Origin of the sequence: Streptomyces sp. NPDC005566, from assembly GCF_040605575.1 — a bacterium.
Lineage (GTDB): Bacteria > Actinomycetota > Actinomycetes > Streptomycetales > Streptomycetaceae > Streptomyces.
In genome coordinates this window covers 172,691-187,870 of record NZ_JBEXDB010000004.1, presented here as the reverse complement: position 1 = coordinate 187,870, position 15,180 = coordinate 172,691, and the positions used below count along the sequence as shown (strand labels likewise).

Here is a 15,180-nt window from a genome sequence, read left to right as displayed (position 1 = left end):
GGGCTCATGGAGTCGGAACCCCGAGTCGTTCCATGGAGGCAAGGAGTCCTGGATGTCCGCAGAACTGACTGAGAAGCCGGCCCGTGTGTCCCGGCTCCTGACGCTCCCCGGCGTGTACGCACCGCAGCACGACACACGCCTCCTCATGGCGGCGCTGGACCAGGAGGAGATCGGCCCGGGTACCGACGTCCTGGACCTCGGTACGGGCAGTGGTGCACTGGCCCTGCACGCGGCGCGGCTGGGGGCGCGGGTGACAGCCGTGGACATCGCACGGCGGGCCGTGATGACCGCGCGGCTGAACGCACTGCTGCACCGCCGGCGCATCACCGTGCAGCGCAGCGACCTTCTGTCCGCACTGCCCGGCAGCTCCTACGACCTGGTGATCTGCAATCCGCCCTACGTCCCCTCCCCCATCGGCCGACTGCCGGAGCACGGTTCCGCGCGGGCCTGGGACGCCGGGTACGACGGTCGTGCGGTCCTCGACCGTGTCTGCGCGGCGGCTCCGGCAGCGCTGCGTCCCGGAGGCCTTCTGCTGATGGTCCACTCCGGCCTGTGCGACAGCGACGCGACCCTGCGCCGTCTGTCGGACGCCGGTCTGCACGCGCGGGTCAGTGACCGCGCCCGCGTGCCCCTCGGGCCCGTGCTGCGGTCCAGACTCCGTTGGTTGAGGGAGTCGGGCCTGGTGGGCGAGAGCGAAACGACCGAGGAACTGGTGGTCATCCGTGCCGAACACCCCTGAACGTCCACGCAGGATCTCTCTCGACGACGAAGGCCCCATGCTGGTCGACGGGCCTGTGGAAGTCACGTGCGCCGACGGGAGTGTGGCCGTGTCGAACCGGTTCGTCGTCGCCGTCTGCACCTGCCGGCGGAGCCGGATGTACCCGTGGTGCGACACCAGCCACCGGCGTCGCACGAACCGTGAGGAGAACACCGATGCTGAGCGGGGTCGAACGTCCGAACGACCTCACGGTCGCACACCCTCGGCGGGACCTTCCGGACCGGCCCCGGGAAACCCAGGGGCGGACGGCACCGGTGAACCCGCCGCCCGACAACGGTGAGGACAGCCGCAGCGGCCGGGAAGCCGGACCGGCCGGGTCGTCCTACGCTGGGAGTGCGGGTAGGTCCGATCGCACCGCCACAAGCCGGAGGAGCTCATGGCTGTACGGCACAAACTGATCAGGAGGAGCGCGGACGCGGTCTGGGCCGTCCTGTCCGACGGGGAGCGCTACGACCGGTGGGTGGTCGGCACGGCCGACTCCCGTCCTGCGAAGGGCCGGTGGCCGGGAGTCGGTTCCAGCATCGCGTACCGGGTCAGGATCGGCCCCGTCGAGCTGGACAACGAGACCGTCGTGCGCCGCTGCGAACCGCCACGGATCCTGGAACTCGAGATCGACAGCGGTCATCTGGGGACGGCGAGGGTCGCGTTCGATGTCCGCCCATGGGGCGACGACACCCTGTTGATCGTCGACGAGCACCCCTTGCGAGGCGCGGGCGCCGCACTGCACAACGCGGCCTTCGATCTGGTGATCCAACTGCGCCACCGAGCCATGCTCAACCGGCTGGCCAAGGTCTGCGAGCACGAGGAGAGCTGAGGCCGCCTCAGACCTCCGCCCGCAGCCTGGTCCGCGTCGCCCCGCGCAGCCGGCGGAGCACCGACTGGATACGGGGGTGGCGCTCGTGCATCTCCGCCGAGTGGCGGTCGAGCTCCTCACCGAGGCGTTCCGTGCGCTTGCCGATGTCGAGTTCGTCGAGAATGCGGTCCACCTCGGCTAGCAGGGCTCCGTGCAGCTGCCACTGCCTGGGATATTCCTGAACGTCCTCGAGCAGCAGGTCCGCCACCCGGTCGCGTGTCGCGCGACTGCGGCCGAGTGCCTCGGCGAGGCGCTCCTCGGCCTCCTCCCCGCTGGCGGCGATCGGTGTCGTGATCATCACCGCGAAGCCCTCGATCGCGTCCGACATGTGTCCGAACAGCTCCCGCAGGGATACGGCCACGTCCTCGGGGAAGAGCGACTCGTCCGTGCGCGCCTTGGCCAGGTCGGTCAGGGTGCGGGTCATCACACGGAGCACCACGGCGCAGATCTCCAGTGTGTCGAGTCCGGTGCGCAGCACCACGCGGTACAGCATCCCCTGCCGTACCCGGGGATTGAGCATCAGACTCTCCTCGGCCTGCCGCAGCGAGGCGTCCACCTCCACGATGTCGTGGTCCAGCCTGCGTGCCTCGTGCAGGCGTGCGGCAGCCTCCGGCACGGGGTGGTTGCCGCCGATCTCCTCGCCCAGAGCCCGGAACATGCTGCCCATCCGCTCCCCCAGGCCTCCGATGGAGACGCCCGCCGTCTCGACCCAGACGGGCGGCGCGAACAGGAGATTGAACAGGAGTCCGACCCCTGCGCCGATGAGCGTCTCGAACACTCGCTCCCAGGCTGTGTCGGCGACCTGCGCGACGCCGAGAACGAGCATCGCACTGATGGCCACCTCGGGCACGAACTCGTTCACTCTGACGAAGCGCCCGATCAGGAGCGAGGTGAAGATCGTCAGTCCCAGGCTCCACCAGCTCAGCCCGACCAGGGAGCTGAAACCGCTGGCGATCAGCACTCCCACGACGACCGAGTTCACCCGTCGGATTCCGGTGGTGAGCGTGGCATACAGCGTCACCTGCACCACGAGCAGAGCCGTGAGAGGAGCGGTCAGTGGTGCCGGATGGGGCTCGGGCAGAACCCACTGGGCCACGGCGAAGGCGATGACCGCCGCAGCGGTGGACCGCAGCAACTGCGCGGCGGCAGGCTCGGTGGTGCGCTGCACGAGTTTGATGACGGGCGCGGGCGCGGATACTCCAGGCATTCCTTGACGGTGCCCCGAACCGGGGTGCCGCAGCGCTTCGGAGGGCAGGCAGACTCCGTACGGAGGTACCCGCACCCCTCCAGGACCTGCGATGCGGGGCGGGCCCTGCGGGGGCATCGTGGAGGTATGGCTATCTCACACACTCCCCCGGTCTCCCTGTCATCCACGCGCACCCGCATACCCCCGGGCGAAACGCCTCCGGGTGAGGGCTGCATCAGCGAGGCCCACGTCGAACGTGCGGACGGCGGCATCTGGGAGCATCCGGCCTTGTGGGCCGCGGTGGTGCTGCTCGGCTCGGCCGTCGTCGCCGGATACTTCATCGCCCGCATCTTCGGTTTCACATGAGTGCACGCGACACCCTGGACGCGTTGCTGGAGCTGCAGGGCACGACGTACGCGGACGAGGCGGGCATCCGGCTGCGCGACACCCCTCAGCCCTTGTACCAGCTCCTCGTGCTGAGCGACCTGCTGAGCGCCCGCATCCGCGCCTCCGTGGCGGTGGCCGCGGCACGGGCGCTGTACGCGCACGGTATGCGCACTCCGCGCCGGATGGCCGACGCGACGTGGCAGCAGCGCGTCGACGCGTTGGGCGAGGGCGGGTACCGCCGGTACGACGAGCGGACTGCCACCCAGCTCGGGGACGGCGCCGTCCTGCTGCTCACCGCGCACGGCGGAGATCTGCGTCGCCTCCGCCGGGACGCCGATGGTGACATCGGCGCACTCCGCACCATGCTGCGGCGCTTTCCCGGGGTGGGTCCGACGGGTGCGGACATCTTCCTGCGCGAGGTGCAGACGGTGTGGCCGGAGACGGCCCCCTACCTCGACGCGAAGGCGCTGCAAGGCGCCCAGCGGCTGGGCCTGCCCAGCTCGTCGGCCGGGCTGACACGGCTGGCGAAGGGGCGGGACCCCGCGGTGCTCGCCGCAGCTCTGGTGCGAACCGCTCTGGGCAAGGACGTCGCGGCCTCGGTCCGGTCCGCGGCCTGAGCACGGCTCGTCAGCGCGGCGGGCGCGGCTTGCCGGGCTTGGTCGAGCGGCCGTCCAGGAGCGCGCGTCTGATCTGGGCAGCGGTCTCCCTCGCGTGGGCCGAGGTCGCCGTGCGGTCGGCCACGGAAGTGACGAACCGGTGAGTGGGGCGCAGGCACTGTCCGCAGGGCGTGTCGGTGGTGACCAGGTAGCCGTCCTCGCACTGCGGGTTCGCGCAGTGGCCCGGGCTCAGCAGCGCTTCGGCGACCTCCTGCGCGGTCCAGCGGCGCCGGCCGTCCTCGTCCTTCTCCTGGAGTGCGTGCGCCCAGCGGACGTTCCACCGGCGCTCGAGGCGGTCCAGAAGCTGGTCGGGGGTCCGCCGGGAGAGTTCCCGGTGGATCAGTTCGTGGACGGACTGCGGGGTGCGGTGACCGAGCGCCTGGACCAGCGGTTGCGGGAGGGCCTGCAGGATGTACGTGACCGGATCGCCACCTGCCCGCTCCCGCCACTTGCGACATACGCAGGGACCCACGAGAGGCAGCTGTCGCTGGCACCGACCGCACATACCGCGGCACTCGGCGCAAAGCCCCTCGTCGAGTCCGTCCAGGTGGGGGGCGGGAGCGCGGCCGCAGTCACGGCAGCAAGCGGCGCAGAGGCCGCAGAGGCGTTCGTCGCCCTGTTTCGTCGCCCACTGCCGCTGCTGGCAGCGGCAGCAGAGAGCCGTGTTGCAGTACTCGTGGTGGGCGGCGCCCGATTGCCGTCCGGGTGGCGGAAAGGACATTGCTGCGTTCCCTCACTGGTCCGGTGCGGCGCTCTGCCACGATCAGTCGCCATTGTCCCGCACCCGGACGGTGCGTGGGGTCAGGTCAGGGCTTCAGGCCGCTGACGACATTCGCTGTGGCGGCGATCCCCTCGTGGATGGTGGGAGCCATGCTCGTACCTGCGAGGAAGAAGCCGAGCAGGGCGCAGACGATCGCGTGCGAGACCTTGAGCCCGCCGTTGCGCAGGAAGATCACTGCCAGGATCAGCAGGAGCAGCACCAGTGAGATCGAAATGGCCATCGCCAACCTCCTCCGCCGCGCCGGAATTGCGGCATTCGGCCGCCAGTGTGGCGCAGCGGAGGGGCCATCCGGCGGACTGGCGTGTCCGCCGAACGGGTGTTGACGCAGGGTGATCGGAGGCGCCGGCCGCGATGCGGTCAGCGGCTGGTGCGGCCGGCCCGGTCACGATGGCGGAGAAACGCTTCGAGGCCCGCCAGGTCGTCGGTGTTCAGATGGTCGACGCCGGCGGCGAGCAGCTCCGTCCACACGGCGTCGCGCTCCGGTCCCGCCACATCGGGCGTGGCCCAGAACCGGACCCGCTGACCGCTCGTGCGGGCGGCGGAGACGAGAGTGCGCAGTCTGTCCCGTTCGGCGGCGGGGAAGGGGCCGGTGCCCAGCCAGCTGAAACTCTGGGTCCAGTTGCTGCTGATGAGCGGGATGAAGGAGGCGGGGGCGGCGGTCCCCAGATCGTCGAGCCGACCGTCGTAGAAGGCGTAGCGCGTGCTCTGCGCCTCCATCGGCGCGCGGGCGGCGCGGTCACCCGAGATGACGGGCGTCACCGCACCGCTGCGTACCCGGCCGTGGCTGAAGCGGGTGAGGATCTGCCGGTAGCGCCGGAGCACCGCGTCGAGTGCGAGGTAGGTGGCGGCGCCGTCGGTCTTGATGTCGATCAGCAGCTGGAGCGGGGGACGGTAGCCGGAGTACACGGAGCCGTGGTTCGCCCTGACCCGGGCGAGCAGCGGGTCGAGGTAGAGCGAGGTGAGGGTGCGGGTGGGATCGAGGCCGGACTCCTCGTGAGCGACGAGGAGTTCGCCGCCGACGAGGAAGATGTCCGCCTCGACGCTGGTGAACCCGTGCGCGAGCGCGTCGTGGAGGGGACGCGGGTGCAGGTAGTCGTTGTGCGCGTGGGCGCGGGCCAGCGGGCGCGGGCCGTGGGGGCGGCCGGAGGGGACGGCGGGCGCCGCGGTTGCCGACTGGGCGGGGATGAAGGCGCCTGCGGCGGCGGTGGCCAGGGCGGTGGTGACGACTCTGCGGCGGGTCAGGTGTGCCATGGGGTCTCCCTGAAGCGGTGAGCGGGCAGAGCGGGCGGGTGGACGCGACGAGTATGGAGCCGCGAGCACATCGAAAGTCAGGTACCTGCCAAGAATTGGACCCGTCGCCTTCCGCCCGTCGACTGCGCTGTGCCTGCTGTTACCCAGGTGATCGGGCCGGTGGGACGAGGGGATGGGACCGGGCGGGCATGCCGGAGCGGGGGTACGTGAGCACGTACCCCCGCTCCTGTCGTGATCCGGACGAGAGGCCCTACGGTGCGGGCAGCTCCACCAGCCGGGCGACGGCCTCGCGGTGGCGCCCTGCCGTGCCGTACGCGAGGGAGTCGGCCTTGGCCCGCTTCAGGTAGAGGTGCGCCGGGTGCTCCCAGGTCATACCGATCCCGCCGTGCAGCTGGACGCACTCCTCCGCGGCATGCACCGCGACCTTCGAGCAGTAGGCCTGGGCCACGGCCACAGCGAGCGCTGCGTCCGGGCTGCCGGCCGCCAGCGCGTCCGCGGCGTTGCGTGCCGCCGCGCGCGCGGAGACGACCTCCAGCCAGAGCTGGGCCATCCGGTGCTTGAGCGACTGGAACGAACCCACCGGCCGGTTGAACTGGTGCCGTTCGCGGGTGTGGCGGACCGTTTCGGTCAGGCACCACTCGGCGATGCCGAGCTGCTCGGAGGCGAGCAGTCCGGCTCCGGACAGCAGCCCCTTCGCCACGGCCTGGGCCGCGGGCCCGGCCTCGGCGAGCCGGGTACCCGCAGCCCCTGCGAGGGTGACCGTGGCGAGTGGACGGGTGAGGTCGAGCGGAACGAGCGAATCGACGGTGACGCCGTCCCCGGCCCTGTCGACGGCGAACAGCCCCTCGGCGGTGGGCACCAGCAGCACATCGGCCGCCACCGCCTCGGCGACACCGGTCACCGTCCGGTCGAGGGTTCCGGTCATCGCCGCGGCGGCATCGGCGGCGGGCGTGGCGAACGGCAGGGCGAGAACGGCGACCTTGCGCCCCGCCGCCAGGTCCCCGAGCAGTTCACCCACCGGACCGTCCTGCGTGTCGAGCGCGAGGAGGATCTCCGTCGCGACGACGGCACTGGTCAGATACGGGGCGGGGGCGACGCTGCGGCCGAGCTCCTCCAGGACCACGGCGGCCTCACGGTGGGAGGCCCCCTGTCCGCCGAGCTTCTCCGGCACCAGCAGTCCCGCTGCCCCGATGCCGGCGGCGAGCGATTCCCACAGCCGCAGGTCGTACGGCGTGTCGGACTCGATACCGGCGATGACCGTCGGCGCGTCGGCCCGGTCGGCGAGCAGCGAGCGCACCGCGGACCTGAGGTCCTCCTCGGTCTCCGAGTAGAGCAGGTCGGGGGCGTGGGCTGCTTCGGTCTGTGCGGTCATCGGGAGAGATCCTTCCAGGCGACATCCTTGTCGTTGCGCGGTTCGACGGGCAGACCGAGGACGCGCTCGGCGACGATGTTGAGCAGGACCTCGCTCGTGCCGCCCTCGATGGAGTTGCCCTTGGAACGCAGATAGCGGTAACCGGCGTCGCGTCCGGTGAAGTCGACGAGCTCCGGTCGGCGCATCGTCCAGTCGCTGTACAGCAGGCCTTCGTCGCCGAGCAGTTCGACCTCGAGGCCGCTGATCTCCTGGTTGAGGCGGGCGAAGGCGAGCTTCATGCCGGATCCTTCGGGGCCCGGCTGCCCGGCGACGAGCTGCTGGCGCAGCCGCTCACCGGTGAGCCTGGCGACCTCGGCCTCCACCCAGAGCGTGACCAGCCGCTGGTGGAGGTCATGGGTGCGCAGCTCGGGGCGTTCGCGCCAGGTCTTCGCAACCGTGCCGATCATGCCGCCTTCGCGCGGGATGCGGGCTCCGCCGATCGAGACGCGCTCGTTCATCAGGGTGGTCTGGGCGACCTTCCAGCCTTCGCCCACCGGGCCGAGGCGCCGGCTGTCCGGGATGCGCACTCCGGTCAGGAAGACCTCGTTGAACTCGGCCTCGCCGGTGATCTGGCGCAGCGGCCGTACCTCGACGCCGGGGTCGGTCATATCGCAGATGAAGTAGCTGATGCCCCGGTGCTTGGGCACGTCCGGGTCGGTGCGGGCGATGAGGATCGCCCAGCGGGCCACATGGGCGCTGGACGTCCAGACCTTCTGCCCGTCGACCACCCAGTCCTCGCCGTCACGGACGGCGCGCGTACCGAGGGCCGCCAGGTCCGAGCCGGCGCCCGGCTCGCTGAAGAGCTGGCACCACACCTCCTCGCCGACCCACAGGGGGCGCAGGAAGCGCTGCTTCTGTTCGTCGGTGCCGTAGCCGAGGATCGTCGGCGCCGCCATGCCGAGACCGATGCCGATACGCCGCGGATCGTTGTCCGGGGCCTGGGCGGCGGCGAGTTCGGCGTCGGCGACGGGCTGCAGGGAGCGGGATGCGTCGAGTCCACCGAGGCCGACGGGGTAGTGCACCCACGCGAGACCGGCGTCGAAGCGTGCCGTGAGGAAGTCGGTACGGTCCGTCGTGGCCGGCGGATGGGCGGCGAGCAGTTCCTGCGTACGCCGACGGATCTCTGCTGCGTCGATGCTGGTCATCGGGCGCCTCCTGCCGGTAGGACTACGATGCGGCCGGTGCTGGTGCCGTCGGCGACACGCTGGACGCCGCGCGCGGCGTCGGCCATCGGGAGCCGCTCACTGACCAGGGGCTTGACGACGCCCTGTGCGGCCAGCTTGGTGAGCTCGTCATGACAGGCGCGGACCGCGGCCGGGTCCTTGGTGTTGTAGAGGCCCCAGTGGAGCCCGACGATCGAGTAGTTCTTCACCAGGGCGTGGTTGAGGCCCGGGGTGGGGATGGTGCCGCTCGCGAAGCCGACGACGACGACGCGGCCTTCGAAGGCGATGCATTTCACGGACTTGGCGTAGGCATCGCCACCGACGGGGTCGTAGACGACGTCCGCGCCGCGTCCCGCGGTGGCTTCCTTCACTGCGGCGACGATGTCCTCGCTGTGGCGGTCGATGACCAGGTCGCAGCCGAGTCCACGGGCGATCGCGGCCTTGTCCGGTCCGCCGACGACTCCGATGACCGTGGCGCCGGCCGCCTTGCCGAGCTGGACGGCGGCGCTGCCGACGCCGCCGGCCGCCGCGTGCACGAGCAGCGTCTCGCCCGCCTGCAGATGCGCGCGGCGGTGGAGTCCGAACCAGCCGGTCTGGTACCCGATGTGCAGTGCGGCCGCTTCGGCGTCGTCCAGGGCGTCGGGGGCGGGCAGCAGGGCGGCCTCGTCCGCGACGACGTAGTCGGCGAAGCCGCCGTTCGGGAGAGCGGGGGTGGCGAGCACACGGCGCCCGTCCTCCGTCTCGCCGCAGATCTCCACACCTGGGGTGAACGGGAGCGGGGGCCGGACCTGGTACTGGCCGCGGCAGAGCAGCGCGTCGGGGAAGTTGATGTTCGCCGCGCGCACCTCGAGCAGCACCTGCCCCGGTCCGGGACTGGGCCGGTCCGCTTCTTCGAGCTCCATCACCTCGCTCGGCTCGCCGTTCCGGTGCACTCGCCATGCCTGCATGAGGGGCCTCCACAACACTGTCGGCATTACCACTGCTCCGGCGCATACTAAGCGGTTGCTTGCCCGTCTGGGAACACCTGGCACCGGTCGGCGACAGCTCCTTCACGCACGCTTCGGTCGCGCCCTGACATGCATGCGCTCGCCCTGCGGCCCGAACAGGCTGAGAAACTCGACCGGCTCGTCGCCCACGGGTCCGAACCAGTGCGGCAACCGGGTGTCGAACTCCGCCGCCTCTCCGGGCACCAGGACCAGGTCGTGCTCGGCGAGCTTGAGGCGCAGCCGCCCGTTGAGCACATAGAGCCACTCGTATCCCTCATGGGTGCGCTGTTCCGGCTCCTCCGTGCAGGGCGCCTCCTGAATGACCTTGTACGCCTGGAGACCGCCCGGCCTCCCGGTCAGCGGCAGGGAGGTCTTCGAGCCGTGCACGATGGGCTTCGCCCTGACCCGCGGGTCGCCCACGGGGGGCGCCCCCACGAGATCGTCGAGCGGCACCTCGTGGGCGCGGGCGATGGGGAGCAGCAGCTCGAGACTGGGACGCCGCCCCCCGGATTCCAGCCGCGACAGGGTGGACACGGAGATTCCGGTGGCCTCCGAGAGCGCGGCGAGGGTCACTCCCCGGTCCTTGCGGAGCCGGCGCAGCCGGGGGCCGACTCCGGTGAGTACGGCATCGAGTTCGGGGTCGTCCTGACTCTGTTCCTTCATGACCCCATTGCAGAATCAGCAAACGGCTTTGTCAATCGGCCGAGGATCCCGTCCCTGACGGGAAGACGGGACGGTCCTCCCGCGTTACACCCTGCGGGCCGCCCACGGACGGCCGCGACCTCGTGCATTCCGGGAACGGATCAGGGCAGGGTGAGGGAGGGGAGCCGCTTGCCCGACCGAGCCGGGTCGTGTCGAGCCGCCCCTGCCTCCGATACCCCGGTGGGTATTCTGGCGCGGGGTGGGTGAGACCCCGCCGCTCTCCGTGCCCCGGTGAACGAACGAAAGGAACCCGCTCGTGACCAGTCCCGCTTCCCTCTCCCCCGCCCAGGCCGCAGCCCGGCTGGAGGAGTTCACCGTCATCGACGTGCGGGCGCCCGGTGAGTACGCCTCGGGGCACGTCCCCGGCGCCCTCAACATTCCGCTCGACCGGCTCGGCGAAGCGGTACCCGCACTCAAGTCCGCCTCCGCCCGCGGCTCCCTGCTGGTGGTGTGCGCCTCCGGTGTGCGCTCCACGAAGGCCTGCGAGGTCCTCGCCCGGGCGGACATCCAAGCCGTCACGCTGACCGGCGGCACGTCCGCCTGGGCGGGCGACGGGCACGGCCTGGACCGCCCCGAGGGGGGCCGGGCCACCTGGCCGATGGAGCGCCAGGTGCGGCTCGCGGCCGGTTCCCTGGTCGTGGCCGGCCTGCTCGCGGGCAAGCGTTTCCCCGCAGCGCGCTGGCTGTCGGCGGGCATCGGTTCCGGTCTCGTCTTCTCCGCGGTGACCAACACCTGCGGCATGGCGGCGGCACTGGCGAAGCTCCCGCACAACCGTGCGCCTCGTGCCGCAGCCGACCTGGACGCGACCCTGGACGCCCTGCAGCGCTGACCCGGCCGCGGCGGGGGCTACCGGTCGCTCTCGCCGCGGACGAGTGCGAGCAGCCGGTCCAGGACGCGCGGTCCTCCCGCCCGCAGTCCGTCGTGCTCGAACTCACTCGTCACCCAGGTACGCAGGCCGCGGATCGCGGCGGCCGTGCGCAGCGCGTGCTCCGTGTCCACGTACATGTCGTCGTGGTAGACCGCCGCGGCGACCGGCACCTCGTTGGCCGCGAGCCGCTCGGTGTCGTACAGGGCGGGCCAGTCGCGCCGGGCGGCGAGCAGCTCGGCCGTCTCGCGCAGGGGGCGCAGCGCAGGATCGACCTCGAAGTGCCAGGGGTGGATGCTCTCGCCGGTGAAGATCACGGGGCCGTCGCCCACCGACGCGGCGTCGAACTGCGGGAATTCGGCGCGTACGCGTTCGGCGGCCCAGCCGGTCGGCCGGCCGCCCTGCCCGTAGATCGCCTCGTGCATCACGGCGTACAGCGGGTGGCCCGCGAACGACGTGGCCGTACGCATGGCTTCCTGGAAGGTGTCGGAGAGCTCGATGCCGTGCGGGCCGCCGACGAAGGCGTTCTCCAGGAGGTGGTGGAGCTGGTGGCTGCCGTTCCCGCCGCCCAGCAGGATGCCGAGGGACTGGAATCCTTCGGGTGTCAGGCGGTGCCCGCCGCTCGTGGGGCGGTGCTCGGACAGGTACGCGGCGATCGCCCGGGCGCGGTCGATGTCCTGCGGGTAGCGGGCGTAGTGGGCCGCGACCTTCCGCTCGATACGCGGATACGCGGCCCGGTAGACGTCATCGGCATGGGCGTCCAGGGAGGGCAGCCCGCCGGTGATCAGGACGGCCTTGAGCCCCTCGGGGGCGGCGGACAGATACCGGACGGCACAGAAACCACCGAAGGACTGACCCAGAACGGTCCAGGGCGCACCACCGGTGAGCCGGGGGCGGATGAGTTCGCAGTCCCGGACGATGCTGTCGGAGCGGAAGTGCGCCAGGTAGTCGGCCTGCTCGCGCGGCCCCCCGCGCAACGGAAGGGTCTGCCGGTTGGCCGGGGTGGAGAGTCCCGTGCCGCGCTGGTCGAGGAGCAGGACGCGGAACTCCCGCACCGCCCGCCCCAGCCATGCCTCCGTGCCGATGAACCTGCGGGCGCCGAAGCCGGGACCGCCCTCCAGGTACACCAGCCAGGGCAGGTCCTCGTCCGGCTTGCCACCCGCCACGACCTCCCGGCCGAAGATCTCGATGGTCTCGCCGCCGGGGTCGTCGTGGTCGAGTGGGACCGTGAACCGACGGTCGGTGAGGACGAGGCCGGGGTGGCGATAGCTGTTCAAGGGTGCTCCTGGATCCGGTGTTTCCCGGACAGTTCAGCACATGGCCCGGGCCCGGACGGCCCCGGGCCGCGTGCGCCGCACCCCGGCGGCTCCTACTGTGCGCTCGGGGCGCATTAGCCTGTCAACTTACCCGCGTTTGCCATTAACCCGCGTATGCAATTATTGTTGGCGCCAGTAATCATCGTACGCGGATCGGCACAGTCCGGCGCAGCCGCAGCCCTTCGGCCCGGCAGCGTCCGGCACCTCAGGAAGGTCTCCCATGTCCACGGTCCCCACCGTCACTCTCAACAACGGCATCACGATTCCGCAGCTCGGCTTCGGCGTCTTCCAGGTTCCCGACGACGAGACCACCGCAGCGGTGTCCGGCGCGCTCGACGCGGGCTACCGCTCCATCGACACCGCCGCCGTGTACGGAAACGAGGCCGGCGTGGGCCGCGCCCTGGCCACGTCCGGGATCCCACGCGCGGAACTGTTCGTCACCACGAAGCTGTGGAACGCGGACCAGGGCTACGACTCTGCGCTCGCCGCCTTCGACGCGAGCCTGGCCAAGCTCGGCCTCGACTATGTGGACCTCTACCTCATCCACTGGCCCACGCCCGCCCGCGACCTCTACCCGGACAGCTGGCGTGCCCTGGAGAAGCTGCTGGCCGACGGCCGGATCCGGGCTGCCGGAGTGTCCAACTTCCAGCCCGCCCACCTGCGCCGCCTGATCGACGCCGGCTCCGTCGTCCCGGCCGTGAACCAGATCGAGCTGCACCCGGGCCTCCAGCAGAAGGAACTGCGCACCCTGCACGCCGAGCACGGCATCGCCACCGAGGCATGGAGCCCTCTGGCGCAGGGCGCGCTGCTGGACGACAGCGCGCTGGTAGCGGTCGCCGAGCGCCACGAAAAGTCCCCCGCCCAGGTGGTCCTTCGCTGGCACCTGCAGCTCGGCAACGTCGTGATCCCCAAGTCGGTCACACCCGCCCGCATCCGGGAGAACATCGACGTCTTCGACTTCGAACTCTCGTCCGCGGACATGGACGCGATCGCCGGTCTCGACCGGGGCATGCGCACGGGCCCGGACCCCGACACCCTCAACTGAACCGGAACCGGCCGTCAGTCGAGCAGAGCCCGCAGGACGGCGCGGAACACGCGTCCCAACGCCCCCAGGGCGCCCATCTCCACAGCGGTCTCGCCGAGGTCCGCGGCCGCATCGGCCCGGTCCGCCCGGTGTCCCGCGGACCGGCACTTCCGGCAGGTCCCGCCACTCAGCCGACGATGTCTCCCACACCGGGCGCACGAGCCCGAACGTCTCCCCATGGGGAGATCATCCCACCTGCCGGAAAGCCCTCTGTGACCCGGAAAGGCCCTCAGCGGCCCCGCCGGTAGCTGCTGCCGTCCTTCGGGCGGACCAGCAACCCGGCAACCACCAGATAGCGGCGCAGGGCCGCGCAGTCCTCGTGCACGGTGAGCAGCGCCTCGTTGACCTCGCGCTCGGTGTAGTCCCGGTCCTGCTCGAAGAGCGTGTGGGCGAGGTGGACGAGCAGCTGCTCGCGGCGGGCAACCTTCCGGGGGATCGCCGTCAGGCGACCGTGCGAGAAGAGCGCTGCCACCTGGTGCGAACTGCGGTTATCTGTTTCGGACATGCCGGAAGCGTGGCAGGCGCCGGCCGTACGGGCAACGCGATTTTCCGCGTTCCCGGCGGGCCGGCGCCTGCGGTGCGGCGGGTCGGTGGACACAAGAAATTCCTGACTGCCGCGATGCCGGTCGTACGGTGTGATCATCCATATCGACTTCACGACAAAGGCGGTCCCGCATGGCCCTGTTCGATCTGCCCCTGGACGAACTGCGCACCTACAGCAGCGGGTCGGCGGAGCCGGCCGATTTCGACGCCTTCTGGTCGGCCACCCTCGAGGAGGCCAGAACCCACGACCTCGATGCCACATTCGAACTGCGCACCGACACCGGCCTGACCACCGTCGATGTGTACGACGTGACGTTCGCCGGCTTCGGCGGACATCCGGTCCGGGGCTGGCTCGTCATGCCGGCGGGCACCACGCGGCCGCTGCCCCTGGTCGTGGAGTTCATCGGGTACGGGGGCGGGCGCGGGCTGCCGCATTCGTACCTGCTCTGGGCGTCGGCCGGCATGGCCCACTTCGTGATGGACACCCGTGGCCAGGGAAGCGGCTGGGCTCCGGGCGACACGGCCGACCCCGTGGGGAGCGGCCCGTCGCTGCCGGGGTTCATGACCCGGGGCATCGAGGACCGGGACGCGTACTACTACCGGCGGCTGATCACGGACGCGGTACGGGCCGTCGAGGCGGCCCGCTCGCACCCGCTGACGGACGCGGCCCGCACCGCCGCGATCGGTGCGAGCCAGGGCGGCGGGCTCGCCCTCGCGGTCGGCGGGCTGATACCCGACCTGGCCGCTGTCGCACCCGACGTCCCGTTCCTGTGCGACTTCCCCCGGGCGATCAGCCTGACCGACAGGATGCCCTACCGCGAGATCGGCAACTACCTCAAGACGCACCGGGGCCGCGCCGAGCAGGCGAGGGCGACGCTGGCCTACTTCGACGGGGTGCACTTCGCGGCCCGCTGCCGGGCGCCCGCACTGTTCTCGGTCGCCCTCGAGGATCAGACCTGCCCGCCGTCCACGGTGTTCGCCGCCTTCAACGCGTACGCGCACCCGGACAAAGAGATCGAGGTGTACGACTTCAACGACCACGAGGGCGGCGGACCGTTCCAGCAGGCGGTGCAACTCGCCCGGCTGCCCCGGCTGTTGAAGGCCTGACCTCCGCATACGCGGGGCCGGGCACTTGACCCGGCTCGCGTACGGAGCCTAGGTTCCCCTGGAGAGAAAGCGCTTGCTATCAGGCGCTCGCCATCCGACCGGTGATCTTCA

Annotated in this window: 18 protein-coding genes; 8 read left to right on the top strand and 10 right to left on the bottom strand. The window is 71.1% G+C overall.

All coding sequences use genetic code 11. The features are described from left to right. Positions 1 to 52 precede the first annotated feature (52 nt). The 3 genes from ABZS61_RS08075 (at position 53) to ABZS61_RS08065 (ending at position 1,592) form a co-directional block, all read left to right on the top strand. The gene (locus ABZS61_RS08075; RefSeq protein WP_356417312.1) at positions 53 to 739 is read left to right on the top strand and encodes a HemK2/MTQ2 family protein methyltransferase; all 687 of its coding nucleotides are present in this window, start codon (positions 53 to 55) and stop codon (positions 737 to 739) included. 13 nt (positions 740 to 752) lie between these two features. Beyond that, entirely contained in the window at positions 753 to 1,058 is a 306-nt protein-coding gene (locus ABZS61_RS08070) for a CDGSH iron-sulfur domain-containing protein (RefSeq protein WP_356417521.1), read from the top strand. A gap of 96 nt (positions 1,059 to 1,154) precedes the next feature. After that, on the top strand, positions 1,155 to 1,592 hold the full coding sequence (locus ABZS61_RS08065) for an SRPBCC family protein (protein ID WP_356417311.1): 438 nt from the start codon (positions 1,155 to 1,157) through the stop codon (positions 1,590 to 1,592). Between the two features lie 7 nt (positions 1,593 to 1,599). On the opposite strand, the gene ABZS61_RS08060 is transcribed toward ABZS61_RS08065, so the two are convergent. Continuing rightward, positions 1,600 to 2,838 (bottom strand): aromatic acid exporter family protein, encoded by a 1,239-nt coding sequence (locus ABZS61_RS08060; protein ID WP_356417310.1) that lies wholly within the window; start codon positions 2,836 to 2,838, stop codon positions 1,600 to 1,602. A 126-nt stretch (positions 2,839 to 2,964) separates the two neighbouring features. Here ABZS61_RS08060 and ABZS61_RS08055 point away from each other — a divergent pair, with 126 nt between their 5' ends. Both ABZS61_RS08055 and ABZS61_RS08050 read left to right on the top strand, forming a co-directional pair. After that, positions 2,965 to 3,183 carry a DUF6480 family protein gene (locus ABZS61_RS08055; RefSeq protein WP_356417309.1) on the top strand — a complete coding sequence of 73 codons (219 nt, stop codon included), beginning with the start codon at positions 2,965 to 2,967 and terminating at the stop codon, positions 3,181 to 3,183. Next, positions 3,180 to 3,821: an endonuclease gene (locus ABZS61_RS08050; protein ID WP_356417308.1), complete on the top strand. Its 642-nt coding sequence runs from the start codon at positions 3,180 to 3,182 to the stop codon at positions 3,819 to 3,821. Before ABZS61_RS08055 ends, ABZS61_RS08050 begins: the two co-directional genes overlap by 4 nt. A gap of 10 nt (positions 3,822 to 3,831) precedes the next feature. On the opposite strand, the gene ABZS61_RS08045 is transcribed toward ABZS61_RS08050, so the two are convergent. From ABZS61_RS08045 to ABZS61_RS08015, 7 genes are all read right to left on the bottom strand, one after another. Next, positions 3,832 to 4,581 (bottom strand): hypothetical protein, encoded by a 750-nt coding sequence (locus tag ABZS61_RS08045; protein ID WP_356417307.1) that lies wholly within the window; start codon positions 4,579 to 4,581, stop codon positions 3,832 to 3,834. An 85-nt stretch (positions 4,582 to 4,666) separates the two neighbouring features. Then, entirely contained in the window at positions 4,667 to 4,861 is a 195-nt protein-coding gene (locus tag ABZS61_RS08040) for a hypothetical protein (protein WP_329204393.1), read from the bottom strand. A 137-nt stretch (positions 4,862 to 4,998) separates the two neighbouring features. Then, complete coding sequence (locus tag ABZS61_RS08035; protein WP_356417306.1) at positions 4,999 to 5,892, bottom strand: phosphatidylinositol-specific phospholipase C/glycerophosphodiester phosphodiesterase family protein; 894 nt, start codon at positions 5,890 to 5,892, stop codon at positions 4,999 to 5,001. A gap of 250 nt (positions 5,893 to 6,142) precedes the next feature. Further along, positions 6,143 to 7,264: an acyl-CoA dehydrogenase family protein gene (locus tag ABZS61_RS08030; protein WP_356417305.1), complete on the bottom strand. Its 1,122-nt coding sequence runs from the start codon at positions 7,262 to 7,264 to the stop codon at positions 6,143 to 6,145. Continuing rightward, on the bottom strand, positions 7,261 to 8,448 hold the full coding sequence (locus tag ABZS61_RS08025; RefSeq protein ID WP_356417304.1) for an acyl-CoA dehydrogenase family protein: 1,188 nt from the start codon (positions 8,446 to 8,448) through the stop codon (positions 7,261 to 7,263). Before ABZS61_RS08025 ends, ABZS61_RS08030 begins: the two co-directional genes overlap by 4 nt. Next, positions 8,445 to 9,413: an NADPH:quinone oxidoreductase family protein gene (locus tag ABZS61_RS08020; protein ID WP_356417303.1), complete on the bottom strand. Its 969-nt coding sequence runs from the start codon at positions 9,411 to 9,413 to the stop codon at positions 8,445 to 8,447. Before ABZS61_RS08020 ends, ABZS61_RS08025 begins: the two co-directional genes overlap by 4 nt. Before the next feature lie 102 nt (positions 9,414 to 9,515). Continuing rightward, complete coding sequence (locus tag ABZS61_RS08015; protein WP_351180138.1) at positions 9,516 to 10,115, bottom strand: XRE family transcriptional regulator; 600 nt, start codon at positions 10,113 to 10,115, stop codon at positions 9,516 to 9,518. A gap of 295 nt (positions 10,116 to 10,410) precedes the next feature. On the opposite strand from ABZS61_RS08015, the gene ABZS61_RS08010 reads away from it, so the two are divergent. Further along, a complete protein-coding gene (locus tag ABZS61_RS08010) occupies positions 10,411 to 10,983 on the top strand; it encodes a rhodanese-like domain-containing protein (RefSeq protein ID WP_356417302.1) in 573 nt (190 codons plus the stop codon). A 17-nt stretch (positions 10,984 to 11,000) separates the two neighbouring features. Here the strand turns inward: ABZS61_RS08010 and ABZS61_RS08005 are convergent, their stop codons facing one another. Further along, positions 11,001 to 12,296 carry an alpha/beta fold hydrolase gene (locus ABZS61_RS08005; protein ID WP_356417301.1) on the bottom strand — a complete coding sequence of 432 codons (1,296 nt, stop codon included), beginning with the start codon at positions 12,294 to 12,296 and terminating at the stop codon, positions 11,001 to 11,003. A 259-nt stretch (positions 12,297 to 12,555) separates the two neighbouring features. On the opposite strand from ABZS61_RS08005, the gene ABZS61_RS08000 reads away from it, so the two are divergent. After that, positions 12,556 to 13,380 carry an aldo/keto reductase gene (locus ABZS61_RS08000; RefSeq protein ID WP_356417300.1) on the top strand — a complete coding sequence of 275 codons (825 nt, stop codon included), beginning with the start codon at positions 12,556 to 12,558 and terminating at the stop codon, positions 13,378 to 13,380. Between the two features lie 268 nt (positions 13,381 to 13,648). Here the strand turns inward: ABZS61_RS08000 and ABZS61_RS07995 are convergent, their stop codons facing one another. After that, entirely contained in the window at positions 13,649 to 13,924 is a 276-nt protein-coding gene (locus ABZS61_RS07995) for a DUF2087 domain-containing protein (protein WP_356417299.1), read from the bottom strand. 170 nt (positions 13,925 to 14,094) lie between these two features. Here ABZS61_RS07995 and ABZS61_RS07990 point away from each other — a divergent pair, with 170 nt between their 5' ends. Then, on the top strand, positions 14,095 to 15,069 hold the full coding sequence (locus ABZS61_RS07990) for an acetylxylan esterase (protein WP_356417298.1): 975 nt from the start codon (positions 14,095 to 14,097) through the stop codon (positions 15,067 to 15,069). The last annotated feature ends 111 nt before the right edge of the window (positions 15,070 to 15,180 follow it).